Below are 26,208 nucleotides of genomic sequence, written 5' to 3'. Positions count from 1 at the left end.
GAATTGTACCTGTTTTTTGAGTGAAAACATCACCCTGATGACCAGGACATTCATCCTGATTTACACCAATAACAGTTACTTCGACTGTACCGGCACGTACATTTCAATGTCCCAGTAGCCGTCCTCCATGCCATTGTTCATATAAACTTCAAAGCAAGGTTTAGCGGCTATCGCATACGTCGAATCCTGCAGCAGGCGCTCAAAGAACTGATACCACGGCGTCGCGAAGTCATGATTTTCAACGCGCGCAACGGCGATAGCATAGTCGCCCCCCGCCAGTTCGGTCTGGATCACCCCTTCGCTGTTTTCTGGGATCTCAAAACCTTCAGGCACAGACACCACGGTATCACAACGCAGTTTTTCCGCCGGAACAACGTCAGGATTGTCGTAATAAACAGCTATCCATTCCAGCGGTACGATCTGCTTACCGTCGACCCACATCATTAACTGTTCGAAACCCTGCTTTACCGTTTGTTCCCACGGTCCAACCATATGGAAACCGGCAATTATGCGTTTCTCGACCTGCTTTATCTCGTACTCCATATAACCTCCGTTATTACACTGTATTTATATACAGTGTAATTTTTAGGTATGACGGCCACAAGGAATCAGTGATTATTATGTGAGCAGATTCGCACTCTTGCCAGTCAGGCACATCAGGAAAAACTACGCCTTGTGGTGGAAGTAATCGCTCAAACGCGAGAAGACGCCGCCTTCGTTGACAGACTCCAGCGTAACCAGAGGCCAGTGCGCCACCAGTTTATCCCGATCGTAGAGTTCAATTTCCCCCACACGTTGATGGGCAGCAATGGGGGCAACCAGTTCTTTCTTATCAAGAACATATTTTGCCTTGATATTAGCGACTTCGGCTTTAGGCAGGGCCATCCAGAAATCCTGCTCTGTGCCAAGGCTAATTTTTTCTTTATCGCCGTACCAGATCCGTTCAATACCAACCTGCTTACCGCTACGTAAAACCTGCACGGTATCGAAGTTCTGTTGTCCCCATTGCAGCAGTTTTCGCGCCTGGTCTTCACGCCCTTTCGCACTCTCCGCCCCCATCACAACTGCAATCAGGCGGCGCTGCCCATCAACGGCAGAAGCAATCAGGTTGAATCCAGCGCCGGAGGTATGTCCTGTCTTCAGACCATCGACGTTCATGGTTTTATCCCACAACAAACCGTTACGGTTTTGCTGCGTAATTCCGTTCCAGGTAAGGCTTTTTTCACTGTACATATGGTAGAAATCCGGCTCTCCATGGATGATAGCTCTCGACAGCACGGCCAGATCGTAAGCTGAGCTATGCTGACCTGGCGCATCCAGACCATGTACCGTTTCAAAATGCGTGTCCCGCAGGTTCAGCTTTTGCACATAGTTGTTCATCATCGCGACAAACTGCGGCTGCCCTCCGGCGATGTAATCCGCCAGCGCCACACAGGCATCATTACCGGAATCAACAATTAACCCGCGACTCAGATCGCGCACAGAAACGCGATCCCCTTCTTTCAGGAACATTAAGGATGAACCGACGAATACCGGATTATCTTTCGCCCAGGCATCTCGTCCTACAGTGACAATATCTGTCGGACTAATACGCTTGCTGTCGATTGCGCGATCGACAACATAGCCGGTCATCAGCTTGGTCAGGCTGGCAGGGTTGCGCTGCTGGTGTTCATTTCCGGCTGTCAGGATTTGGCCCGTGGTGTAATCCATTAATACCCACGCCCCGGCATTAATTGCTGGAGGCTGTGGAGCGAAACTGGCGACGTCAGTCGCGTACGCGGGCGAAAAACTCATCGCAAATAGTGAAGCGGCAATAAACAAACGGCGTTTCAACAGCATGTCCTCAGGAAATGGAGAAATAGCCGTTCTTTTTACGGAAGTTCTGGCGAACAAACATGGATAAATTGCAAGAAAATGTGACATAAGGCACATTTTCTTGCTGTAAGGAAAGGATTTCAGATATCGACCGCGTCTGGCGTTACCCTTTGCGCGGTGCCGTTTCTGCGTGATGGCTACGATGACGATGATAGCCATCTATCATGCTGCGGAAAATTTGCCCCGGCGTGTCACCCAGCGTGCACAGGTAAATATGTGCACAGATGAACAGTAAGCCGACAATCGCCAACACCATATGCAGCACCAGCATCACAGGCCCTGCCCCTATCACCTGCGGGTAGAGGCATAACAACCCGCTGATGATTAGCAGCGGAACCAGCGCATACATGATGGCCAGATAAGCCAGCTGTTGTAGCGGGTTAAATTTACTCTCTGCCGTTGCGGCAAACGGGTGTGGTTCACCCTTCATGATGCCATACAGATAAAAGCGCGTTTGCAACAAGCAGCGTGATATCAACCCATTAAACTTCACCCGGTAATGACAACCGTTGCCGCTGGTTGCGTTGATTAGCACAAAACCAACCCAGAAGGCCAACAAGGCGAAACCGCACCAGGTATGTATCTGCACCATCAATGCCACCGGTCCGACAGAGAAGTGCCCAAACAGGCCACTCAGCAAAAGCAGGATAAAAAGCAGCGCATTACCCCAGTGCCAGCGGCGGACTGCCAGAGAATAGAGGTAATCCCGTTGCTCTTCTCCGGTTGCCGTCTTGGGTGCCAGCATCCGACGTAACAGCGCGTGCATAACCAGGCCCGCAATCATCAGTACAACAACAACGCCTGCATAAATGAGCCACAGCGGCCAGTAGTCCGGCGCATAGTTAAGCTCTGCTCCCCAGATAGAATTCATGCTTTACCCTCCTGATGGATCTCTTTACGCCGATAAACACTCACCGGACCGCTACGCGTATCCTGCTGGCGATAAACCTCTTTTTGATTTATCCAGTGCTGAATTTCCGGGTCGTCACGACGACCAAATTTCAGCGCATCCGTCGGACAAACGGAAACGCAGGCGGGCGATTGACCGCTCTCGAGTCGGGTATCTGCGCAGAAGTTACATTTGTCGGCAATTCCCGTTTGCGGATTGAGATAACGGACATGGAACGGACAAGCGGCAACGCAGTAGTCACAGCCAATACAGCGAGACTTATCCACTTGCACAATGCCATTTTCGTCGCGAAATGATGCACCGGTCGGACAAACGCTGACACACGGCGCATCTTCACAATGCTGACAGGAAACGCGAACAAATTGGTAGTGGGACAGCACCTCGGGTTCATGTTCGGGTGAACGGATCTGCACCTGTAGACGGCTAAATCCCTCTGGCACATCATTCAGAACTTTGCAGGCAACCGTGCATGCCTGACAGCCGATACAGCGTTTCTCGTCATGCAGCATGACATAAGGGTTTGTAGATTGATTCATGATGTTCTCCTTTCTCATGCCCGACGAAGCGTAACGCCAGCGGTGTGGACCACCGTACCGGAAACCGGACTGGTAACATGCGGAAGCAAATTACCGCAATGGATACCGTGCGTTGTCGCTGCGGTTTTGGCTCCCGCCTTGGCGCCAAATCCCATATAAACAAACAGCGTATCGGGCCGAATTCCGGCGGTGACCAGCGCTTTGCCTTTTTCCTTGCCGGTCGCATTTTCCAGCCAGATGTCATCGCCGCTTTTGATGCCTTTTTCACGGGCCGTTTGCGGGTGGATCCACACTGCGTTATCCCACATCAACTCGCTAAGCAGTGGCACGTATTGCGTCGCACCGTTGGTATGCACCGCCACTTTTCCCTGGATAAAATAGAGTTCACTGTCGCCTTTAAGCGCAAAATTGCGCGCGCGCGGAATACCGTAGCCAGGCAGTAGCGTTTCCAGCTCTTCGGAATAGAGTTCGATTTTTCCTGACGGAGATTTAAAGCGCAGTTGCTCGCCATAGGTACCGTCGCTGTCAACCGCCACCGCGCCCGGATAGCGTTCCACAAACTGACGCACCGCTTCAGGTTCACGCAGCAGCAACGGAACACCCCACTCCCGATACCCTTTCTGACGCAATTCAGCAGATAGCGCATGATCGCCATTAAGCTGGTATAACTGACGCGTTTGCATATCCTGCCATAGGTAGAATTGGCCAAGGCCTAACTGCACGGCCAGCTCTTTCCAGATTTGCCAGCTCGGACGCGCATCACCAATAGGTTCTACTACCTGCTGACGCAGGGCATAGGCTGGATTCAGACCCGACATGTCTGAAACTTCTTCATCGCGCTCAAGGTAAGTACATTCAGGCAAAAGGTAGTCGGCATACGCCGCGCTTTCGCTTAAATAGACATCACAACTGACCACAAGGTCGAGCTGTTCAACGGTTTTGACCAGATCTGGTCGACAGGTTACGGTTTGGAAAGGGTTGTGTCGGGACATAATCCATCCCTTCACCGGATAAGGCGTCTGGTTTAACACAGCATCAATGATGCTTTGCACCACACCACCGCCCGCCGCGATGTACTTAAACTGCGGGGCTACCAGATCGATACGCTGCGCCGTTGGCTTGGGTAATTTGACATCGGGTTTTGCCAGCACCGGAGCGACCTTCTCTCCAGCCAGCTTATTGTAAGTTGCCGCCGCTTTTTTCTGATACAAACCGCCTTCACGCTCAATATTGCCAAGCAGCACATTGAGGGTAAAAATCATGCGCCGCATATCAATTTCTTCTTGCGAAAACGTCGCGCGATGGCCCGGACTGACGATGGCATGAGGCGCGCAGGCGGCCATTTCGCGGGTGACCCGAACAATGACATCAGCAGGCACATCCGCGAGCTGCTGCGCCCATTCTGGCGTGGTCTCTTGTACCGCTTCTGCCAGCTGCTCAAACCCCGTGGTGTAGCGCGCAACAAAGTCCGCGTCATACAGATTTTCATTGATCATGACGTGACACATGGCCATCAGCACCGGTAAGTCGCCGCCCGGCTTGAGCGCATGCCATTCATCCGCCTTGCTGGAGAATACGGACAAACGGGGATCGAAGCTGACCATCTTCGCCCCCTTCTCCTGCGCGGTCATCAGCTCATGCGTATCAGCAACCTCGATCCCTTCATAGAGGTTATGGCCAAAAGAGACCATATAACGGGTATTGGCGATATCCATGGCTAAATCGCCCCCCATCATCACTTTAGCGGCAATGGCTTTACCGGCAGGACACGTTGATGCGTGAGTAAAGGTATTCGGTGACCCGAAAGCTGTCGCGAGGTGAAATAAATGGCCAGACAGCGAGCCAGATTTAGACGAGAAGACGACTCCCTGGGGACCATATTGCGTTTTTATTGCCGTCATTTTTTCGGCAATTTCTTTATACGCCTGTTCCCAGCTAATAACCTGCCAGTCACCGCTCCCGCGAGGTCCTGTGCGTTTCATGGGTTTAACAATGCGATGAGGGTCGTTGACCAGGCTAACGCCGCTGCCGCCGCGAGCGCAGACACGTGTCCCCTGTTGTGGCGCATTAGGGTTTCCCTGAATAAAAACCGTTTTATTATTAATCACCTGAGCCTGAATTGGACAGCGAAAAGAACACATCTCGCACAAACTTGGCGTCAGGGATGTTTTCCCTTTGATGCTCTCCGGAGAATTTCGCGCCAGTGCCCCAGGCGGGAAACTGCCTATCGCACAGGCTGAACAGCCTATACCCACTCCTCGCAAAAAATTACGCCGACTAATGCTCATATAACCTCCTGTTATTAGATATATCCAATAATTATATGGCGTTTGGATTATTTATTTTTTACATCAATCACATTTCATTACAATGCATGACAGCGAATTGACATAAATAAAAACCCATTGTTTATAAAAGATTTTTAAAGTTTCCAGAACACAACAAAGAAGAGGAAAATAACAATAATGGTTATCAGTTAGATTATTTACAAACCCGCAACCTCAAGATATTTTATTTCCGTAATTTATTTTAACCGCGCGAAATTTATTAGTTAATTCCATTAATGTCCTGTTTATCTCAATTTTATTGCGTACACAATCCAGCTTCTATAATGCCATAGCTGATTATCTCGCTATTTTTTGGTATTCTTGAACCAGCGCTAAATTGATCCCGGACATAACTGAACAATGAATGACGGCAAGCAGCAACCTGGTTTTCTCTTCCACGATTACGAGACCTTTGGTACCCATCCGGCGCTGGACAGACCCGCGCAATTTGCGGCTATCCGCACAGATAATGATTTCAACATCATCGGTGAACCAGAAGTCTTTTATTGCAAACCCGCGGACGATTATCTGCCGCAGCCTGAGGCGGTGTTGATTACGGGTATTACACCGCAGGAAGCACGTGAAAAGGGAGAAAATGAAGCCGCTTTTGCTGCACGCATCCACGCCCTGTTCACCGTGCCGAAAACCTGTATCCTGGGTTATAACAACGTGCGCTTCGATGATGAGGTGACGCGCAACATCCTGTATCGCAATTTCTACGATCCCTATGCCTGGAGCTGGCAGAACGATAATTCGCGCTGGGATCTGCTGGATGTGATGCGCGCCTGCTATGCCCTGCGCCCTGAAGGCATTAACTGGCCGGAAAACGACGACGGCTTACCCAGCTTCCGACTGGAGCATTTGACCAAAGCCAACGGTATTGAGCATACCAATGCTCACGATGCGATGGCGGACGTATACGCCACAATCGCAATGGCGCAATTAGTGAAGTCGCGCCAGCCGCGTCTGTTTGATTATCTCTACAGCCATCGTAATAAGCACAAGCTGGCGGCGCTGATTGATGTCCCGCAAATGAAGCCGCTGGTCCATGTCTCTGGTATGTTCGGCGCATGGCGCGGCAACACCAGTTGGGTAGCGCCATTGGCGTGGCATCCGGAGAATCGTAACGCGGTTATTATGGTCGACTTAGCCGGTGATATTTCGCCACTGCTCGAACTCGACAGTGACGCCCTGCGCGAGCGGCTCTACACGTCTAAAGCGGATCTGGGTGATAACCCGGCCGTACCGGTTAAACTTGTGCACATCAACAAATGCCCGGTACTGGCACAGGCGAATACCCTGCGTCCGGAAGATGCCGACCGTCTTGGCATTAACCGCCAGCACTGTCTGGATAATCTCAAAGTCCTGCGCGAAAATCCGCAGATACGCGACAAAGTGGTCGCGATCTTCGCAGATGCGGAACCCTTTACACCATCAGATAACGTAGATGCCCAACTTTATAACGGCTTTTTCAGCGATGCTGACCGTGCGGCGATGAAAATCGTTCTGGAAACCGAACCACGCAATTTACCGGCGCTGGATATCTCCTTTGTCGATAAGCGCATTGAAAAACTGTTGTTTAATTACCGTGCACGTAACTTCCCCGGAACGCTGGACGAAGCTGAACAGCAGCGCTGGCTGGACCATCGTCGCCAGGTATTCACACCGGAGTTTTTGCAAAATTACGCCAATGAATTGCAGTTATTGAGCCAGCAATATGCGGATAACAAAGAAAAGTTGATGCTGCTGAAATCACTCTGGCAGTACGCCGAAGAGATTGTATAAATCCCACGTATAAAAAAACGGAGAACTTGTCTCCGTTTTTTTCAGCTAAATACCGTTATTACGCGACATCTTCGTCGTACTGCGGCACCGGGTTGCGGAAGCTTTTGGTCACACAAGCCAGGTAAATCAGACCGATACCAGCCCAGATCAGACCCAGAACCATTGAGCTCTCTTCCAGATTCACCCACAGCGCACCAACGGTCAGCGCGCCGCACATCGGCAGGAACAGATACTGGAAGTGGTCCTTCAGCGTCTTGTTACGCTTCTCACGGATCCAGAACTGGGAGATCACCGACAGGTTAACGAAGGTAAACGCCACCAGCGCACCAAAGTTAATCAGCGCCGTCGCCATTACCAGGTCGAAGTTGATTGCCAGCAAAGCAATCGCACCAACCAGAATGATGTTCATGGACGGAGTACGCCATTTCGGGTGTACATAACCGAAGAAACTTTTCGGGAACACGCCGTCACGCCCCATCACGTACATCAGACGCGCTACGCCTGCATGCGCCGCCATACCGGACGCCAGTACAGTAATGGTAGAGAAAATCAGCGCGCCAACCTGGAAGAACTTACCGGCAACGTACAGCATGATTTCCGGCTGTGAAGCGTCTGGATCTTTGAAGCGCGAGATATCCGGGAAGTACAGCTGCAACAGATAGGTGGAGACGATAAAGATCAGGCCACCAATCAGCGCAGTCAGGAAAATCGCACGCGGGATCACGCGCTCAGCGTCTTTGGTTTCTTCTGACAGGTTGCTGATACCGTCAAAACCGGTGAACGAGAAGCACAGGATGGTAGCGCCCGTGATCATCGGGATCACGTGTGCATCACCTGACCAGAACGGACGGCTGCTCGCCAATGTACCAGCACCTTCCCCTTCGAACACGCCATAAACGACCATGCCGAGGATCACTGCAATCAGCACCACCTGCAACAACACGATTACGGTGTTGAAATTCGCAACGGATTTAAGGCTGCGCAGGTTAAAGGCGGTCATAAAGGCCACCAGCGCCACCACGAATATCCATGACGGTATCGACGGCACCAGGGCTTCAAAATAAATTTTTGCCAACAGAATGTTGATCATCGGAGCGAACAGGTAGTCCAGCAGTGATGACCAACCCACCATAAAGCCAACGGTCGGGCTAATGGATTTCTGGGCGTAAGTGTAGGCAGAGCCTGCAGACGGATAGCGACGCACCAGTTTACCGTAGCTCAGTGCGGTAAAGAGGATGGCTATCAGTGCAAAGGCGTAAGCTGTCGGGACGTGACCATCGGTCATTCCTGATACGATACCGAATGTATCGAACAGCGTCATCGGCTGCATATAGGCAAGGCCCATCATGACAACCGGAACCAGCGTAAGCGTTTTACGTAATTCCACGCGAGAGGTGTTTGGAGTAGCGTTATGCGACATGGTTATCCCCCATTACGGCGAAAACCGTCGCGTAAGCAAAAAATTGCCCCATTTTTTGTTAATCCTCAGCGACAACAACTGTCGATTTTTAAGTAAGTATCTATCCGGTACGAAGCCCGGCCTCTTTTATGAATGATTGGTTTGATGCAAAAAAATAACCGACGCGTATTAAAACGTCGGTTAATGTCATTTTTTGCAAGCGGCGTATTTTGCCCTAAATTGGGGAGAAATAACAAGAGATTGAAGCGGCCACAAAAGAATATTTTTTCTTAACTGATTGATTTGTCAGCAGCCGTTTTAACATACACCCCCGCAATAGCACTATTTGCTAAAATTTCATCCCGCCACCAGGCACTGGCCAACCCGGCGGTCTGTTCATTCCAGCCTATCCACACGGGTTCAAAGACAATTTGCGCGACCACTTTTTTCTCAATCAGTGCGCCGCTCTCCAGAAATCGCTGCGCCAGGTAGCGCGGAATATAGCCACATCCCAGACCGCTGATTTGCAGTTCCAGCTTGGTTTTGAAGTCAAAAACGGTAATGGCTTCTTGATCGTCCAGCACCTGGGAGCCTGAGACGTTGGCATGCTGCGCATTGTCCCCCACCACAATGGCGCGAAAACGGCGAATGGTACGACGATTTAACGGTTCCTGTTCCTGCGCCAGCGGGTGATGCGGCGCAACCACAAACACCTGTTCCAAAACCCCGAGCCGTGCAAAGCCAAATTCACTCGCTGCAGGGGGTTCATGCATGGCGCCAACGATAATATCCGCCCGGCCCTGAGTTAGGGCATCCCAGGAGCCGCCCAGCACGCCATTGATAAATTTCAGGCGCGTCACGCTGTGGTGTTGATAGAAAGATTCGATGAGTGGGGCCAGCAGTGAAAAGGGAAACGTATCATCTACGCCAATAACCAGTTCATTCTCCCAGCCTTCGTGAAGTTTAATCGCCTGCTTTTCAAGTTCGCGGACGGTGTGCAGCACCTCCCGCCCCTTTTCCAGCAGCATCTGCCCGGTGCGGGTGAACTTAGCCCGGTGTCCGCTGCGATCGAGTAGCTGAATATTAAGATCACTTTCCAGCTTATGGACGGTGTAGCTGAGCGCAGACGGCGTCTTAAACAATTTTGCCGACGCCGCCGCGAAACTGCCCTCTTTTTCTAATGCATCGAGGATGATAAGAACGTCCAGCAGTGGTTTCATACTCGCCCCCTGGCGGTATACAGCGGCACTCTGCTGGATTGTCACTCCATCGGCATCACCAGCGGGTCAGGATACTGGTACTCAAACCCAAGCTCATTACAAATACGGTTGCCATCAATGACTTTACCTTTACCGTTATCCGTACCGCCGCAAAATTCCGGCGGCTCCATCCCCAACTGGCGGGCCATCTGCGGATAGAACACGTTACGCGCTGGATGCATAGGCGCACATATATTATAGATGTGTCCCCCTTTAGGCGCTTGCAGCAGTAACGTGATGGCAGAAACCACATCGTCCAGATGCACCAGATTGACGCCATGATGTCCGTCTGGTGCCGTCTTGCCGGCAAAGAAGCGACCAGGATGTCTTCCCGGACCGACCAACCCGGCCAGACGCAAAATATCCACCGACGTGCCTGGCAAATTGTGCAACCAGTCTTCAAGTTCTTTCAGGACACGACCGCTCGCCGTGACCGGATTACGCGGCGTCCCCTCTTTCACTGTGCCTTGCACGTCACCATAGACTGACGTCGAACTGGTAAAAATAATTCGTGGGATCCGATACGCCAGCGCGCTGTCGACCAGCTCCTGCATTGCCTGCAAGTAAAATGCTTCCCCAGGACCGCTACGACGCGCAGGCAGCGTAATAACCAGCGCATCGGCGTCCATCAGTGCATCGAGATCGTCAGCCTCACAGACCAGTTCAGGTTCCAGGCGCAGCGAATAACTCTCGATACCGCTCATGCGGGCCGCTTCCACCCCATCCAATGTGGTTTTGCTGCCGGTAACCTGCCAGCCTCTCGCCGCCAGCGACATGGCTAACGGCATGCCTAACCAACCTAACCCGACAATTGCGACCTTTTTCATGCCTTCTCTCCTGACTTTTGGCCTATAACGCAAGGCTACGCCAGCCCACGGTGGCTGACAATTCATAGTATCAATATGAAATGAATTAATGATCAAAAAAAGCCCTTGCTTTCCGTAGCTAAAGTGGTTTAGGTTAAAAGACATCAAATGAATAAACATTCATCGAGAAAATTTATGACACGCGCTCAATTCAAACACCATCATCACCATCATCCTGACTAGTCTTTCAGGCGATGTGTGCTGGGAGACGTTTAAATCTTCCAGCGGTGCATGAGCGTATGAGAAAGCCCCCGGAAGATTTCTTCCGGGGGCTTTTTTTTGTGCGTGACCCAAACTGATTCAGACAGGATAACGAGGAATAAAGAATGTTAGACAACACCCGTTTACGCATAGCTATGCAGAAATCAGGCCGCTTAAGCGATGATTCACGCGAATTACTGGCCCGTTGCGGCATTAAAATTAATCTTCACACCCAGCGCCTGATTGCGATGGCGGAGAACATGCCGATCGATATTCTGCGCGTGCGTGATGACGATATCCCGGGTCTGGTGATGGACGGTGTCGTTGACCTCGGCATCATCGGGGAAAACGTTCTGGAAGAGGAACTGCTCAACCGCCGGGCACAGGGTGAAGACCCTCGCTATTTTACTCTGCGCCGTCTGGACTTCGGCGGCTGCCGTCTCTCGCTGGCTACCCCGGTTGATGAAGCCTGGGATGGCCCGGCAGCGCTGAACGGTAAACGTATCGCGACCTCTTACCCACACCTGCTCAAACGTTATCTCGATCAGAAAGGGGTTTCGTTTAAATCTTGTCTGTTAAACGGCTCAGTAGAAGTCGCTCCCCGTGCGGGTCTGGCTGATGCGATTTGCGATCTGGTGTCCACCGGCGCAACGCTTGAAGCCAACGGTCTGCGCGAAGTAGAAGTGATCTACCGCTCTAAAGCCTGTCTGATTCAGCGCGACGGCGAAATGGCCGAAGCCAAGCAACAACTGATCGACAAACTGCTAACCCGTATCCAGGGGGTTATTCAGGCCCGTGAATCCAAATACATCATGATGCACGCGCCGAGCGAGCGTCTGGACGAGGTCATCGCCCTGCTGCCCGGCGCTGAGCGCCCTACCATTCTGCCTCTGGCGGGCGACCAGCAGCGTGTTGCCATGCACATGGTCAGCAGCGAAACCCTGTTCTGGGAAACAATGGAAAAACTGAAAGCGCTCGGTGCCAGCTCAATTCTGGTGTTGCCGATTGAGAAGATGATGGAGTGATCTGATGCCTGATGGCGCTTCGCTTATCAGGCCTACAAGAATTGTCACAATCATTGATATTACGGGTCTTGTAGGCCGGATAAGGCAGCGCCGCCATCCGGCAACACCCGATAATGGAGTAACGACCATGAGCTTCAATACCCTGATTGACTGGAATAGCTGTAGCCCCGAGCAGCAGCGCGAACTGCTGATGCGCCCGGCCATTTCCGCCTCTGAAAGCATTAGCCGCACAGTGGCTGAGATCCTTGAGAACGTCAAAAATAACGGCGACCGGGCGCTGCGTGAATACAGCGCAAAGTTCGATAAAACCGAGGTTGGCGCGCTGCGCGTGACCGAGGAAGAAATCCAGCAAGCCAGCAGTCGCCTGAGCGACGAACTGAAACAAGCCATGCAGGCGGCGGTGCGTAATATCGATACTTTCCACACCGCGCAGATCCTGCCGCCGGTGGATATCGAAACCCAGCCGGGTGTGCGTTGCCAGCAGGTTACCCGCCCTATCGCTTCCGTGGGCCTGTATATTCCTGGAGGTTCGGCGCCGCTGTTTTCTACCGTATTAATGCTGGCGACCCCGGCGCGCATCGCCGGTTGCAAAAAAGTGGTACTGTGCTCACCGCCGCCGATTGCCGATGAAATCCTCTACGCCGCGCAGCTGTGTGGCGTAAAAGAGGTGTTTAATGTAGGCGGCGCGCAGGCTATTGCCGCGCTGGCGCTGGGCACCGAATCTATTCCTAAGGTTGATAAAATCTTCGGGCCGGGCAATGCGTATGTGACCGAAGCCAAACGCCAGGTCAGCCAGCGTCTTGACGGCGCGGCCATCGACATGCCTGCAGGCCCGTCAGAAGTGCTGGTTATCGCCGACAGCGGCGCGACGCCGGACTTTGTTGCCTCTGACCTGCTATCTCAGGCAGAACACGGCCCCGACTCGCAGGTTATCCTTCTGACGCCAGACGCTACGCTTGCCGAAGGCGTTGCCAAAGCCGTTGAACGCCAGCTTGCTGAGCTTTCCCGCGCAGAGACCGCACGTCAGGCACTCTCCGCCAGCCGCTTAATCGTGGCGAAAGATCTGGCGCAGTGCGTTGAAATATCTAACGCCTACGGTCCGGAACACCTGATTATTCAGACTCGCAACGCGCGTGAACTGGTTGATGAGATCACTAGCGCCGGTTCGGTGTTCCTCGGCGACTGGTCGCCGGAATCCGCAGGCGACTATGCTTCTGGCACCAACCACGTTCTTCCGACCTACGGCTATACCGCGACCTGCTCAAGCCTTGGGCTGGCTGATTTCCAGAAACGGATGACCGTACAGGAATTAAACCCACAAGGTTTCTCGGCCCTGGCCTCAACCATTGAAATACTGGCCGCTGCTGAACGACTGACTGCCCACAAAAATGCCGTCACCCTGCGCGTTAACGCCCTGAAGGAGCAAGCATGAGCACTGACAACTTTCTCAGCGTCACTGATTTAGCTCGTAAGAATGTTCGCGAGTTAACACCCTATCAGTCTGCCCGTCGTCTCGGTGGTAACGGCGATGTCTGGCTCAACGCGAATGAGTACCCAACCGCCGTTGAGTTCCAGCTCACTCAGCAAACGCTGAACCGCTACCCTGAATGCCAGCCGAAAGCGGTGATTGAGAATTACGCGCAGTATGCTGACGTCAAACCGGAGCAGGTACTGGTCAGCCGCGGCGCAGATGAAGGGATCGAACTGCTGGTGCGCGCTTTTTGCGAACCCGGTAAAGATGCCATTCTCTACTGCCCGCCGACTTACGGCATGTACAGCGTCAGCGCCGAAACGATTGGCGTTGAGTGCCGCACCGTTCCGACCCTTGATAACTGGCAACTGGATTTGCAAGGCATCGCGGACAAGCTTGATGGCGTGAAGGTGGTCTACGTATGCAGCCCTAATAACCCAACCGGCCAGCTAATTAACCCGCAGGATCTGCGTTCACTGCTCGAAATGGCGCAGGGTAAAGCTATTGTGGTCGCTGATGAGGCCTATATCGAGTTTTGCCCACAGGCCACGCTGGCAGGCTGGCTGTCTGAGTATCCGCATCTGGTGATATTACGCACGTTGTCCAAAGCGTTTGCGCTCGCCGGTTTACGCTGCGGGTTTACGCTGGCGAATGAAGAGGTTATCAATCTGCTGTTAAAGGTGATAGCCCCTTACCCACTCTCTACGCCGGTAGCAGATATCGCCGCCCAGGCGCTGACGCCGCAAGGGATTTCCGCCATGCGTAAACGCGTAGAGCAGATCCTGGAAGAGCGTCAGTATCTGGTAGATAACCTGAAAACAATTCGCTGTGTAGAGCAGGTATTCGATTCTGAAACCAACTATGTTCTGGCGCGCTTCACCGCATCAAGTAGCGTATTTAAATCTTTGTGGGATCAGGGCATTATCTTACGAGATCAGAATAAACAACCTTCGTTAAGCGGCTGCCTGCGAATTACTGTCGGAACCCGTGAAGAGAGCCAGCGCGTCATTGACGCCTTACGTGCGGAGCAAGTATGAGCCAGAAGTATCTTTTTATTGACCGTGATGGAACCCTGATTTCCGAACCGCCAAGTGACTTTCAGGTCGATCGCTTTGACAAACTCGCCTTCGAGCCGGAAGTTGTTCCCGTTTTGCTGAAACTGCAAAAAGCAGGTTTTAAGCTGGTTATGATTACTAACCAGGATGGACTCGGAACCCAGAGTTTCCCACAGACTGATTTTGACGGTCCGCATAACCTGATGATGCAAATTTTCACCTCTCAGGGTGTGACGTTTGATGAGGTACTGATTTGCCCGCACCTGCCAGCGGACGAGTGTGATTGCCGTAAGCCAAAAGTGAAGCTGGTTGAACAGTATCTGGTTGAACAGGCCATGGATATGGCGAACAGCTACGTCATTGGCGACCGGGTGACCGATATTCAGCTCGCTGAAAACATGGGCATTAGCGGATTGCGTTACCATCGCGACACCCTGAACTGGGCGATGATCGGCGAGCAGCTGACCAAACGTGACCGCTACGCACACGTTGAGCGTAATACTAAAGAAACGCAGATTGACGTCAAAGTCTGGCTGGACCGCGAAGGCCGCAGCAAAATCAATACTGGCGTTGGCTTCTTTGACCACATGCTGGATCAAATCGCCACCCACGGCGGTTTTCGCATGGAGATTGCCGTCAAGGGCGATCTGTATATAGACGATCACCACACCGTTGAAGATACCGGTCTGGCGCTGGGCGAAGCCTTAAAGCTGGCGTTAGGCGATAAACGCGGCATCAACCGTTTTGGTTTTGTGCTGCCGATGGATGAGTGTCTGGCACGTTGCGCGCTGGATATCTCCGGGCGTCCACACCTGGAGTACCGCGCGGAGTTTACCTACCAGCGCGTTGGCGATCTGAGCACGGAGATGATCGAACACTTCTTCCGTTCACTCTCCTACACCATGGGCGTCACCCTGCACCTGAAAACCAAAGGCAAAAATGATCACCACCGCGTGGAAAGCCTGTTTAAAGCCTTTGGCCGTACGCTGCGTCAGGCGATTCGTGTAGAAGGCGACACGCTGCCCTCTTCAAAAGGAGTGCTGTAATGAACGTGGTGATTCTGGACACCGGCTGCGCCAACCTGCATTCGGTAAAATCCGCCGTCGCACGCCACGGATACGACCCGGTTGTCAGCCGTGACCCGGACGTAGTGCTGCGCGCCGATAAACTGTTTCTGCCGGGCGTCGGCACCGCGCAGGCGGCTATGGACCAGTTGCGCGAGCGCGAACTGATCGAATTGATTAAAGCCTGTACGCAACCGGTACTGGGGATCTGTTTAGGTATGCAACTACTGGGCCGTCGCAGCGAAGAGAGTAACGGTGTTTCCCTGCTGGGCATTATTGAGCAGGACGTCCCGAAGATGACCGATTTCGGTCTGCCGCTGCCGCATATGGGCTGGAATCGCGTCTATCCGCAGGCGGGGAACCGTCTGTTCCAGGGTATTGAAGATGGTGCGTATTTCTACTTTGTACACAGCTACGCTATGCCGGTAAACCCGTGGACCATCGCCCAGTGCAATTACGGCGAACCGTTTACCGCGGCAGTACAAAAAGACAATTTCTTTGGCGTACAGTTTCACCCGGAACGTTCGGGCGCGGCTGGGGCACAGTTGCTGAAAAACTTTCTGGAGATGTAATGATTATTCCGGCATTAGATTTAATCGACGGCACGGTGGTGCGTCTTCATCAGGGCGATTACGCTAAGCAACGTGATTACGGTAACGATCCTCTCCCCCGTTTGCAGGATTATGCAGCCCAGGGGGCTGAAGTGCTGCACCTGGTAGATTTAACCGGCGCGAAAGACCCGGCACAGCGCCAGATCCCGCTGATCAAAACGCTGGTCGCTGGCGTCAATGTTCCGGTACAGGTTGGCGGCGGCGTGCGTACGGAAGCAGACGTGGCGGCGCTTCTTGACGCAGGTGTGGCGCGCGTGGTGGTGGGTTCGACGGCGGTAAAATCCCCCGCGATAGTCAAGAGCTGGTTTGCCCGTTTTGGTGCCGATGCGCTGGTACTGGCGCTGGACGTTCGTATTGACGAGCACGGGAATAAACAGGTTGCGGTCAGTGGCTGGCAGGAAGATTCAGGGGTTTCACTGGAAGAACTGGTTGAGACCTATTTACCCGTCGGCCTGAAGCACGTGCTGTGCACCGATATCTCCCGCGACGGTACGCTGGCAGGCTCAAACGTCGCGCTGTATGAAGAAGTGTGCGCCAAATACCCGCAGGTGGCATTTCAGTCATCTGGCGGCATTGGCGGAATCGAGGACGTAGCGGCCCTGCGCGGGACTGGTGTTCGTGGCGTGATCGTCGGACGAGCCCTGCTGGAAGGTAAGTTCACCGTTGAGGAGGCCATTCAATGCTGGCAAAACGCATAATTCCTTGTCTGGACGTCCGTGATGGGCAGGTGGTAAAAGGCGTCCAGTTCCGTAATCACGAGATTATTGGTGACATCGTCCCGCTGGCAAAACGCTATGCCGATGAAGGCGCAGATGAACTGGTGTTCTATGATATCACCGCGTCCAGCGATGGCCGCGTAGTGGATAAAAGCTGGGTATCACGCGTGGCGGAAGTGATCGATATTCCGTTCTGCGTAGCTGGCGGCATTAAATCCATCGACGATGCGGCGCGCATTCTCTCCTTCGGGGCGGACAAAATCTCCATCAACTCCCCGGCGCTGGCCGAACCGGAGCTTATCACCCGTCTGGCGGACCGCTTCGGCGTGCAGTGCATAGTGGTGGGCATTGATACCTGGTATGACGCCGACACCGGCAAATATCATGTAAATCAGTATACCGGAGATGAAAGCCGTACCCGCGTCACGCAGTGGGAAACACTGGACTGGGTGCAGGAGGTCCAAAAACGCGGCGCGGGCGAAATCGTCCTGAACATGATGAACCAGGACGGCGTACGTAACGGTTATGACCTGGAGCAACTGAAAAAAGTGCGTGATGTTTGCCACGTTCCGCTGATTGCCTCCGGCGGTGCGGGCACCATGGAACACTTTCTCGAAGCTTTCCGGGATGCCGACGTTGACGGCGCACTTGCCGCCTCCGTCTTCCACAAACAAATTATCAATATTGGCGAATTAAAAGCGTACCTGGCAACACAGGGCGTGGAGATCAGGATATGTTAACGAAGCAACAATGCCGCGAACTGGACTGGGAAAAAACCGACGGACTGATGCCAGTCATCGTGCAGCATGCGGTTTCCGGTGAAGTATTGATGCTGGGGTATATGAACCCGGAGGCGCTGGATAAAACGATCGAAAGCGGCAAAGTGACCTTTTTCTCACGGACCAGGCAGCGCCTGTGGACCAAAGGAGAAACCTCCGGTCACTTCCTGAATGTGGTGAGCATTGCGCCTGACTGCGACAACGACACCCTGCTGGTGCTGGTTAACCCGATTGGCCCGACCTGCCATAAAGGCACCTCAAGCTGCTTTGGTGACGCAAGCCACCAGTGGCTGTTCCTGTATCAGCTTGAGCAACTGCTGGCCGAACGTAAAACCGCTGACCCAGCTAGCTCCTACACCGCGAAACTGTATGCCAGCGGCACCAAACGCATCGCGCAGAAAGTGGGCGAAGAAGGCGTAGAAACCGCGCTGGCTGCGACCATTAACGACCGTTTTGAGCTGACAAATGAAGCTTCTGATCTGATGTATCACCTGCTGGTGCTGCTGCAAGACCAGGACCTCGACCTGACGACGGTGATTGAGAATTTACGCAAACGTCATCAGTAAGTTGCAGACGTAAAAAAACCGGGCAGAGCCCGGTTTTTTGTTATCAGCTTTAGACTTACTCAGCTTTGGCTTTGTAACCACGCAGAGCATTTCGCCCCAGCACCACGCCTGCACCAATCATCCCACCGAGCAAAACCGCCAGCACGAGGGTAATCGCTTTTTTCGGGCTGTCACGACGAATCGGTAACGTTGGTTTCATCACATAGCGATAGGCGTGCAACTCAGTCCCTTCAAGCTTAATATTTTCGATATCCAACAGCTTTTGTTTGGTCTGAAAGTAGTTATCAGACAATATCAAAGGGCGTGTAGATTCGTGCTCAATCATGGACTTCAGGGCATCACTACCCAACAGGAACATACTGTCCTGCGTCACATCCTGCGTCTGCTGAATTTGCGGCTTAGTCACCCCAGCCTGCTCTGCATAACGCAGCGCTTCCTGAATTTGCTTAATTCGCAGATCTTTTTGCTCCTGCGCGACCACTTCCTGAGTTTTCAAAGAGTCCTGAATCGTGGTTGTTTGCAACTTGATATTATCAACCAGGTCAAGCTCCAGCTCTTTAGCAACCTTTTCATCTGTTTGTTGAATGTATTCAGCCAGTTGACGCTGAGCGTCTTCCGGTGAGCCACTCACATAAGAAATCGCCAACGGCAGTGGTTGACCTTTAACAGACTGATCAATCGTCAGTTTTTCTGGTTTTTCCTGATTATCTAGCATTTCAGCCAATGCGGATAAAGAGGTGCTGAATCGCCCGATCACATTTGCCTGAAGTTCAGTGGTCTTAGGCGCACTGGCACCATACAACACATTGAGGGCGTTGTTATATGTGGCGATCTGACCAACATCCGGTTGAGTAATAATGGCTGTTGAGGTCCATTTCTCCTTAGCAACTGCCAGATAGCCCACAGCAAGCACTATGGCAATAACAATCGCGATAACGATTGTTACTTTCCCACGCCACAACTGTACCAGTAAATCAATCAGATCAATCTGTTCCGGATCGTGACTGCGCCCGGACATGTTGTTATCACTTACAGACATAGAAACCCTAGATAAGGAAAGACTTAAACTGGAATCAGTTTAGCTATAAATTGAGGTAATGCCATAGGATTAATGATAAAAAAATCAAATTGTTTCAGGGATTTTGATTGGTATTTCAAACACTACTGGAATACGATACGTTTTAAAAAGTGTACTGATGCAGACACGCAATGGACCGTAGAGACGCGCACGCCCACGGCCAGCATGCGCCCTATCACGTCGAAAATATCGGCAATAGTTAACCGGTTGAGCTAATGGACTATATCCAGGCTCTGGAAGATGCACTGAGTATTGAAGCGAAGAAAAATATGCTACCGCTACCGCCAGGTGATGTGCTGGAAACCAGCGCGGACACTAAAGCACTGTATGAGGTAATTGGTTTTAAACCTGAAACCACGGTAAAAGATGGGGTGAAGAACTTTGTTGACTGGTACCGTGATTTCTACAAAGTTTGATTACTGGCCTGATTAAAATAAAAAAGGCCTTATATTAAGGCCTTTTTTATGGAGACGAGATTAATCACTACCAAACAAATCGCGGGTATAAACTTTATCGGCAACATCAGCTAATTCTGACACCATGCGGTTAGAAATAATAATATCTGCTTCATTTTTGAACACATTAAGATCACGCACTACCCGAGAGTGGAAAAATTCGTCCTCTTCCACGACGGGTTCGTAAATAATCACGGGCACGCCCTTTGCCTTAATGCGCTTCATGATGCCCTGAATGGATGATGCACGGAAATTATCGGAACCGCTTTTCATAATTAAACGGTATACGCCAACTACTTTAGGTTGACGGGCAAGAATAGAGTCTGCAATGAAGTCCTTACGCGTACGGTTAGCATCAACGATTGCGCCAATAATGTTATTCGGCACAGATGCATAATTCGCCAACAGCTGCTTAGTATCTTTTGGCAAGCAGTAGCCACCGTAACCGAATGACGGGTTATTGTAGTGATTACCGATACGGGGATCCAGGCACACGCCTTCAATAATCTGCCGTGAGTTCAGACCAAGGCTTTCGGCATAGCTATCCAGTTCGTTAAAGTAGGCCACACGTAACGCCAGATAGGTGTTAGCGAACAACTTGATGGCTTCGGCTTCAGTCGAGTCGGTAAATAAGGTCGGGATATCTTTCTTCACCGCACCTTCCAGCAGCAATCCGGCAAAGCGCTCGGCACGTTCAGAACGTTCACCAATAACGATACGAGACGGGTGCAGGTTGTCGTATAGAGCTTTACCCTCACGCAGGAATTCAGGGGAGAAGATGATATTATCTGTTCTATATTTTTGACGCATTGATTGAGTAAAACCGACAGGAACTGTCGATTTTATTATCATTAAGGCATCTGGATTTATTTCAATAACATCCTGTATGACTGACTCGACACTGCCAGTATCAAAGTAATTAGTTTTAGGATCGTAGTCTGTTGGGGTTGCAATAATGACAAACTCTGCACTCTGATAAGCGTAGTATTTATCTAGTGTAGCTTCGAATTTTATATCTTTTGATTGCAGATACTGTTCAATTTCTTGATCAACTATCGGAGACATCCGATTATTTAGCATCTCGACACGTGAGGGAACAATGTCCAGAGCAATGACCTTATGATGTTGGGCGATAAGAAGACTATTTGACAGACCAACATACCCAGTACCAGAAATGGCGATTTTCATTTCATGCTCTCAGTATTATCTTAATATTTAATCATGATGCCGTACATCTTGATAAGAGGATAATGTTTTAACTTTTTTTTGAATATCATGTCAACGAAGGTTAAAACAATTAAGATTTTCTTTATCAGATTACGCCTGGAATATTAAGAAAATATTAAGCAATCAACTTAAATCAATAGAATTTGAGATAAAAAAAAGCCCGGTCAAAAAACCGGGCTAGTGTACGTTAGAAGACTTACTCCATCCATTCGGTGTGGAATACACCTTCTTTATCAGTGCGTTTATACGTGTGCGCACCGAAGTAGTCACGCTGGGCCTGGATCAGGTTAGCCGGCAGTACCGCAGAACGGTAGCTATCGTAGTAGGCTACTGCTGCAGAGAAGGTCGGTACCGGAATACCGTTCTGCACAGCGTAAGCCACTACATCACGCAGCGCTTGCTGATATTCGTCAGCGATATTTTTGAAGTACGGGGCCAGCAGCAGGTTCGCGATACCTTTGTTTTCAGCATACGCGTCAGTAATTTTCTGCAGGAACTGCGCACGAATGATGCAACCCGCGCGGAAAATCTTCGCGATTTCACCGTAGTTCAGATCCCAGTTGTATTCGTCAGACGCAGCGCGCAGTTGAGAAAAGCCCTGCGCGTATGAGACGATTTTGCCCAGGTACAGCGCGCGGCGTACTTTCTCAACGAACTCAGCTTTATCGCCAGCCAGTTGAGCCTGCGGGCCGGACAGTACTTTAGATGCCGCTACACGCTGGTCTTTCAGAGAAGAGATGTAGCGCGCGAATACAGACTCGGTGATCAGTGACAGCGGTTCGCCCAGATCCAGAGAGCTCTGGCTGGTCCATTTACCGGTACCTTTGTTCGCCGCTTCGTCCAGGATCACGTCAACCAGGTATTTACCCTCTTCATCTTTTTTGGTGAAGATGTCTTTAGTGATGTCGATCAGGTAGCTGCTCAACTCGCCTTCATTCCACTCGGTGAAGGTGGTAGCCAGCTCTTCGTTAGACAAATTCAGGCCGCCTTTCAACAGGGAATAGGCTTCTGCAATCAGCTGCATATCGCCATATTCGATGCCGTTGTGCACCATCTTCACGTAATGACCCGCACCGTCAGCGCCGATGTAAGTTACACATGGGTCGCCATCTTCAGCAACCGCAGCAATCCTGGTCAGGATAGGCGCAACCAGCTCATACGCTTCTTTCTGTCCACCAGGCATGATGGACGGGCCTTTCAGTGCGCCCTCTTCACCGCCGGATACGCCAGTACCGATGAAGTTAAAGCCTTCTGCGGACAGTTCACGGTTACGGCGGATAGTGTCCTGGAAGAAAGTGTTACCACCATCAATGATGATGTCGCCTTTATCCAGATACGGCTTCAGGGAGTCGATGGCAGCATCTGTGCCTGCGCCCGCTTTCACCATTAACAGGATACGACGTGGGGTTTCAAGAGACTCGACGAACTCTTTCACCGTGTAATAAGGAACCAGTTTCTTACCCGGATTCTCGGCAACAACTTCTTCAGTTTTTTCGCGGGAGCGGTTGAAGATGGAGACGGTATAACCACGGCTTTCGATGTTGAGTGCCAGGTTGCGCCCCATCACTGCCATACCGACGACGCCGATCTGTTGCTTGGACATTACATACTCCTGTCAGGTGTGGTCACCGCGGCCAGGCGCGGCTTGAAATGTGGCTAAGATATTAACTCAGGATAAAGAAAATGAATAATTTTTAGTGTTGCCGAAAAATGCCTTTTAATTATCAGTCTCTTTTATAACCATTTGGATCCTTCATCTGCCTGGTCCAGGCGTCACGAATCATTTCGTCGAGTCCACGCTTCGCCTTCCATCCGAGTTCTTTTTGTGCTTTAGACGGATCAGACCAGCATTCCGCAATATCACCGGGGCGTCTTTCGCTCAACACATAAGGAACCTTACGTGAAGTCAAACGTTCAAAGGCATTTAATATATCCAGAACTGAATAACCTGTGCCGTACCAAGATTATAGATTTTATGATTTGGGCCTTCATTGATATGCTTTAATGCTGCAACATGGCCTTCCGCAAGATCCATTACATGAATATAGTCACGCACACCAGTACCATCTTTTGTAGGATAGTCGCTGCCAAATACATAGACTTGCTTGTGTTTGCCAATAGCGACCTGACAAATATAGGGCATCAAATTATTTGGTATGTCATTAGGGTCTTCCCCCATCAATGAGCGCCCACAGGATTAAAATATCGCAAAATGGTCACTCTAAGTGCTGGATTAACATTTGTCAGATCTTTTAATATTTATTCAACCATTAATTTTGAGGCGCAATAAGGATTTGTCGTTTCCCCAACCTTTGAGCCTTCAATAATTGGAATATTTTCTGAACTTCCATAAACCGTAGCAGAAGAACTAAAAATGAAATGAGATATATTATACTCCATCATTTTCCTAAGCAAACTTACTGTCCCTACCACGTTATTATCATAATATTTTACAGATAACCTTACTGATTCATCGACAGATTTTAAACCTGAAAAAATGCAGTACGCTTTCAATATAATGATTAGTAAATACATCCTGCAACAAGGATCCATTTCGAATGTCTCCAATGTAGGATTTTACACTTTCCCCTACCAATTTTTGTAATCTTTCAATAGACTCAAGACATGAGTTAGATAAATTATCTATTATTATCAACTCATATCCTGATTCTAATAATGATAAATCCGCATGCGATCCAATATAACACGCGCCGCCTGTAATTAAAAATACCATAATTTCTCTACTTCTTTTTTAAATTGATAAACATCAATTAACACTTTCACAAAAACTGGAATAGTTATCAGGTAGAGTTGTTCGCTAAAAATAAGAATTTTATTCATTCGACACGATGTATTAAGTCCAAATATTTATTTTTATTATTCGTAATTTCAAATTGATGACTAATTTCATTAGCCATTTTATAATAATTTAAATAATCATTTAAAATGATATTAATTTTTTCTGTAAGATCTGTTATATGATTATTAAATAATAGTCCATTTGTACGCCCTTCTGAATTTCTCAATATCAACTCACAACAGCCACCAACATCACTCAGCAATAATGGCAAGTTTGCCGTAGCAGCTTCAACGGCTGACATTGGTAATCCTTCACTATCTGAAGATAAGACAAAAAGATCATATTCCTTAAAACTCTTAAAATTCTTTATCTCACCAAGAAAAAAAATATTTTTTATGCTTTCATACTTTCTTTTTAATTCTGGTAAAAGAGGTCCATCGCCAACGAAGTAAAATTGAACGAGAGGAAAACGCACTGCAACTTCAGCTAATAAGTCCGGTCGCTTAGGATGAACCATTCGCCCAACAAACAAAATCTTTTTAGTTTCATTAATAAATTTTTTCTTTTCAAAAGATTTTACGCCGTTTCGGATAACAAGTGTTTTCCTCGGATTAATGCCTATTAGTTTCATTGCCTTATATTGGTCATTGTCCGAAACGCACAATATTTTATCGGTAATTATAGAAAGCATTTTCTCAATAAAACAAAAAATGGGTTTCAATCTACCGCCATTATATAAACAAGACCACCCATGAGAAACATATATATGCTTATGTCGGTATATTAATTTAGCAATACGCGAATATAATCCGGCTGATGCCGAATTAGAGATAACAACATGTGCATTAAATTTTTTAAATGCAGTTCGAATTTTAAAAATAGTATCAGGCCGCCCCATACTTGCAAGCCCTGGAATTATTATAACTCGCTCAGGTTCAAAAAAATCAGTCAACCAGCCATAATCTGATGTGACTAAGAAAACATTATATTCTGACTCTAGTATTTCTTTTAAATGAGTTACCCATGCCTGAGCACCTCCAATTTCAGACTTACTAATAACAAATACAACATTTTTTAAGACAGGATTTAAATTATTTATTTTTAACTGTTTCATAAAATTCCAACCATTTATTCGAGATATTATCTAAAGAGTACTTTTTCTCTATTCTTTCTTTGGCAGCTGATACTAAATATCTCCTTTTTAAGGTTGTCAATTCCAACGCCGAAAGAATTGTATTAGATAAAGCATCTGGATTATTGGTTGGCACAATATATCCTGCATCGCCAATAATTTCTTTTACCCCTCCGCAATCTGTTGCCACCACTAACCCTTCACAACTCATCGCTTCACATATGACCAGAGGCATCCCTTCCCAAGAAGATGACATGATGTATAAGTCCATCGCTGACATCCATTCTTTTACATCAAATCGAATACCCAGCCAATGTACATACTTTGATACACCTATTTTTTCAGCATACGAATTTAATTCTTGTTCATCGGGACCTGTTCCAATTATTGCAAGATGTACCACTTTCTGAGCAATCACACTCCGCAATGCATTTAGCATATTTTTATAATTCTTTGCCTCAGTTAAACGTCCAACAGCCAAAAGAAGCACATCATCTTCCTTTAAATTTAACTCTTTCCTTTTATTATTTCTTGATTCCTGGGAAAATTTAAAAGTATTTGTATCAATGCCATTATAGAATGCTAACATTCGTCCTTCTTTTACAGCTCCTTTATTAATAAAACTCTGAACTGCCTCGTGACTAACGTTTGTTGAAATAGTAGCCAAGAAATCGGTAATTCTATACAAGAACATCCTTAGCCTTCCCCCTTCGTTAGTACTATGTGCAGTACTAATTAGTACAGGAAAAGGATATATTAATCTTAAGAAGCGGGAAAAAATGTTAGCATGAAACATATGACTATGAACAATATCTGGCTTAAATTCTTTTAAAATAGTTCTAGCAAGAAGGAGACTTCTACAAAAGCTCAGCATATTTTTTTCTAAACATAGGGTATGTATTTTTATATCATCGCTCATAGGTTTATTGAGAATGGAATTATTCAAACATAATATAGTAACATTGTGCCCTTTTTTATAAAAACTATTTGCCAAGTCACATACTTGTTTCTCAGCCCCCCCCATACCCAAACTCGTAGCCACCAGACAAATATTTTTCATGACTTTCCTTT

At 49.4% G+C, this 26,208-nt stretch carries 23 protein-coding genes, 3 pseudogenes and 1 other annotated feature; of the genes and pseudogenes, 11 read left to right on the top strand and 15 right to left on the bottom strand.

The window, feature by feature from the left end; translation table 11 throughout:
* Positions 1 to 75 precede the first annotated feature (75 nt).
* The 5 genes from sbmC to phsA form a co-directional block, all read right to left on the bottom strand.
* Positions 76 to 543, bottom strand: a complete 468-nt coding sequence (sbmC, locus tag OGY10_RS03515; RefSeq protein ID WP_008785156.1) for a DNA gyrase inhibitor SbmC — start codon at positions 541 to 543, stop codon at positions 76 to 78.
* Between the two features lie 123 nt (positions 544 to 666).
* Complete coding sequence (dacD, locus tag OGY10_RS03510; RefSeq protein WP_032941959.1) at positions 667 to 1,839, bottom strand: serine-type D-Ala-D-Ala carboxypeptidase DacD; 1,173 nt, start codon at positions 1,837 to 1,839, stop codon at positions 667 to 669.
* Positions 1,840 to 1,978: 139 nt separating this feature from the next.
* Positions 1,979 to 2,746, bottom strand: a complete 768-nt coding sequence (gene phsC / locus OGY10_RS03505) for a thiosulfate reductase cytochrome B subunit (RefSeq protein ID WP_286576279.1) — start codon at positions 2,744 to 2,746, stop codon at positions 1,979 to 1,981.
* Positions 2,743 to 3,321, bottom strand: a complete 579-nt coding sequence (phsB, locus tag OGY10_RS03500; protein WP_191227052.1) for a thiosulfate reductase electron transport protein PhsB — start codon at positions 3,319 to 3,321, stop codon at positions 2,743 to 2,745. The genes phsC and phsB overlap by 4 nt, the downstream gene beginning before the upstream one ends.
* A gap of 14 nt (positions 3,322 to 3,335) precedes the next feature.
* Positions 3,336 to 5,609 (bottom strand): thiosulfate reductase PhsA, encoded by a 2,274-nt coding sequence (phsA, locus tag OGY10_RS03495; RefSeq protein WP_191227051.1) that lies wholly within the window; start codon positions 5,607 to 5,609, stop codon positions 3,336 to 3,338.
* 399 nt (positions 5,610 to 6,008) lie between these two features.
* Here phsA and sbcB point away from each other — a divergent pair, with 399 nt between their 5' ends.
* A complete protein-coding gene (gene sbcB / locus OGY10_RS03490; RefSeq protein WP_048215987.1) occupies positions 6,009 to 7,433 on the top strand; it encodes an exodeoxyribonuclease I in 1,425 nt (474 codons plus the stop codon).
* A 58-nt stretch (positions 7,434 to 7,491) separates the two neighbouring features.
* Here sbcB and plaP read toward each other — a convergent pair whose 3' ends face one another.
* The 4 genes and pseudogenes from plaP to OGY10_RS03475 form a co-directional block, all read right to left on the bottom strand.
* Positions 7,492 to 8,853 (bottom strand): putrescine/proton symporter PlaP, encoded by a 1,362-nt coding sequence (plaP, locus tag OGY10_RS03485; protein ID WP_003834188.1) that lies wholly within the window; start codon positions 8,851 to 8,853, stop codon positions 7,492 to 7,494.
* Entirely contained in the window at positions 8,843 to 8,905 is a 63-nt protein-coding gene (yoeI, locus tag OGY10_RS23700; protein WP_099045591.1) for a membrane protein YoeI, read from the bottom strand. The genes plaP and yoeI overlap by 11 nt, the downstream gene beginning before the upstream one ends.
* A 162-nt stretch (positions 8,906 to 9,067) precedes the next feature.
* Positions 9,068 to 10,052, bottom strand: a pseudogene (locus OGY10_RS03480) (LysR family transcriptional regulator).
* Positions 10,053 to 10,093: 41 nt separating this feature from the next.
* Positions 10,094 to 10,918 (bottom strand): SDR family oxidoreductase, encoded by an 825-nt coding sequence (locus tag OGY10_RS03475; protein WP_136392093.1) that lies wholly within the window; start codon positions 10,916 to 10,918, stop codon positions 10,094 to 10,096.
* 174 nt (positions 10,919 to 11,092) lie between these two features.
* On the opposite strand from OGY10_RS03475, the gene hisL reads away from it, so the two are divergent.
* From hisL to hisIE, 9 genes are all read left to right on the top strand, one after another.
* Complete coding sequence (hisL, locus tag OGY10_RS03470) at positions 11,093 to 11,140, top strand: his operon leader peptide (RefSeq protein ID WP_100250077.1); 48 nt, start codon at positions 11,093 to 11,095, stop codon at positions 11,138 to 11,140.
* Positions 11,116 to 11,238, top strand: a sequence feature (His leader region). It overlaps the preceding gene by 25 nt.
* A 45-nt stretch (positions 11,239 to 11,283) precedes the next feature.
* Entirely contained in the window at positions 11,284 to 12,183 is a 900-nt protein-coding gene (hisG, locus tag OGY10_RS03465) for an ATP phosphoribosyltransferase (protein ID WP_003834191.1), read from the top strand.
* 127 nt (positions 12,184 to 12,310) lie between these two features.
* Positions 12,311 to 13,615, top strand: coding sequence for a histidinol dehydrogenase (hisD, locus tag OGY10_RS03460; protein WP_191227050.1), 1,305 nt, complete (start codon positions 12,311 to 12,313; stop codon positions 13,613 to 13,615).
* Positions 13,612 to 14,691 (top strand): histidinol-phosphate transaminase, encoded by a 1,080-nt coding sequence (gene hisC / locus OGY10_RS03455; RefSeq protein WP_048224388.1) that lies wholly within the window; start codon positions 13,612 to 13,614, stop codon positions 14,689 to 14,691. Before hisD ends, hisC begins: the two co-directional genes overlap by 4 nt.
* Positions 14,688 to 15,755, top strand: coding sequence for a bifunctional histidinol-phosphatase/imidazoleglycerol-phosphate dehydratase HisB (gene hisB, locus OGY10_RS03450; RefSeq protein ID WP_003834194.1), 1,068 nt, complete (start codon positions 14,688 to 14,690; stop codon positions 15,753 to 15,755). Before hisC ends, hisB begins: the two co-directional genes overlap by 4 nt.
* Positions 15,755 to 16,345 carry an imidazole glycerol phosphate synthase subunit HisH gene (gene hisH / locus OGY10_RS03445; RefSeq protein ID WP_008785165.1) on the top strand — a complete coding sequence of 197 codons (591 nt, stop codon included), beginning with the start codon at positions 15,755 to 15,757 and terminating at the stop codon, positions 16,343 to 16,345. The genes hisB and hisH overlap by 1 nt, the downstream gene beginning before the upstream one ends.
* Entirely contained in the window at positions 16,345 to 17,082 is a 738-nt protein-coding gene (gene hisA / locus OGY10_RS03440) for a 1-(5-phosphoribosyl)-5-[(5-phosphoribosylamino)methylideneamino]imidazole-4-carboxamide isomerase (RefSeq protein ID WP_149607971.1), read from the top strand. The genes hisH and hisA overlap by 1 nt, the downstream gene beginning before the upstream one ends.
* Positions 17,064 to 17,840 carry an imidazole glycerol phosphate synthase subunit HisF gene (gene hisF, locus OGY10_RS03435; protein WP_000880132.1) on the top strand — a complete coding sequence of 259 codons (777 nt, stop codon included), beginning with the start codon at positions 17,064 to 17,066 and terminating at the stop codon, positions 17,838 to 17,840. Before hisA ends, hisF begins: the two co-directional genes overlap by 19 nt.
* A complete protein-coding gene (hisIE, locus tag OGY10_RS03430; RefSeq protein ID WP_286576275.1) occupies positions 17,834 to 18,445 on the top strand; it encodes a bifunctional phosphoribosyl-AMP cyclohydrolase/phosphoribosyl-ATP diphosphatase HisIE in 612 nt (203 codons plus the stop codon). Before hisF ends, hisIE begins: the two co-directional genes overlap by 7 nt.
* A gap of 55 nt (positions 18,446 to 18,500) precedes the next feature.
* Here the strand turns inward: hisIE and wzzB are convergent, their stop codons facing one another.
* Positions 18,501 to 19,484: an LPS O-antigen chain length determinant protein WzzB gene (wzzB, locus tag OGY10_RS03425; protein WP_286576274.1), complete on the bottom strand. Its 984-nt coding sequence runs from the start codon at positions 19,482 to 19,484 to the stop codon at positions 18,501 to 18,503.
* 159 nt (positions 19,485 to 19,643) lie between these two features.
* Here wzzB and OGY10_RS03420 point away from each other — a divergent pair.
* Positions 19,644 to 19,939 (top strand): annotated as a pseudogene (locus OGY10_RS03420) (protein CapI); the annotation flags it as partial.
* Between the two features lie 60 nt (positions 19,940 to 19,999).
* Here the strand turns inward: OGY10_RS03420 and ugd are convergent.
* The 5 genes and pseudogenes from ugd to OGY10_RS03395 form a co-directional block, all read right to left on the bottom strand.
* On the bottom strand, positions 20,000 to 21,166 hold the full coding sequence (gene ugd, locus OGY10_RS03415; protein ID WP_286576273.1) for a UDP-glucose 6-dehydrogenase: 1,167 nt from the start codon (positions 21,164 to 21,166) through the stop codon (positions 20,000 to 20,002).
* 235 nt (positions 21,167 to 21,401) lie between these two features.
* Entirely contained in the window at positions 21,402 to 22,808 is a 1,407-nt protein-coding gene (gnd, locus tag OGY10_RS03410; protein ID WP_286576272.1) for an NADP-dependent phosphogluconate dehydrogenase, read from the bottom strand.
* Positions 22,809 to 22,929: 121 nt separating this feature from the next.
* A pseudogene (gene galE, locus OGY10_RS03405) lies at positions 22,930 to 23,939 on the bottom strand (UDP-glucose 4-epimerase GalE).
* A gap of 103 nt (positions 23,940 to 24,042) precedes the next feature.
* Positions 24,043 to 25,119, bottom strand: a complete 1,077-nt coding sequence (locus OGY10_RS03400) for a glycosyltransferase (protein WP_286576270.1) — start codon at positions 25,117 to 25,119, stop codon at positions 24,043 to 24,045.
* Complete coding sequence (locus tag OGY10_RS03395) at positions 25,097 to 26,197, bottom strand: glycosyltransferase (protein WP_286576268.1); 1,101 nt, start codon at positions 26,195 to 26,197, stop codon at positions 25,097 to 25,099. The genes OGY10_RS03400 and OGY10_RS03395 overlap by 23 nt, the downstream gene beginning before the upstream one ends.
* Between the last annotated feature and the right edge of the window lie 11 nt (positions 26,198 to 26,208).

The organism is Citrobacter sp. Cpo148, from assembly GCF_030332375.1.
Classification (GTDB): domain Bacteria; phylum Pseudomonadota; class Gammaproteobacteria; order Enterobacterales; family Enterobacteriaceae; genus Citrobacter; species Citrobacter portucalensis.
This window is presented reverse-complemented; position numbering and strand designations above follow the sequence as displayed.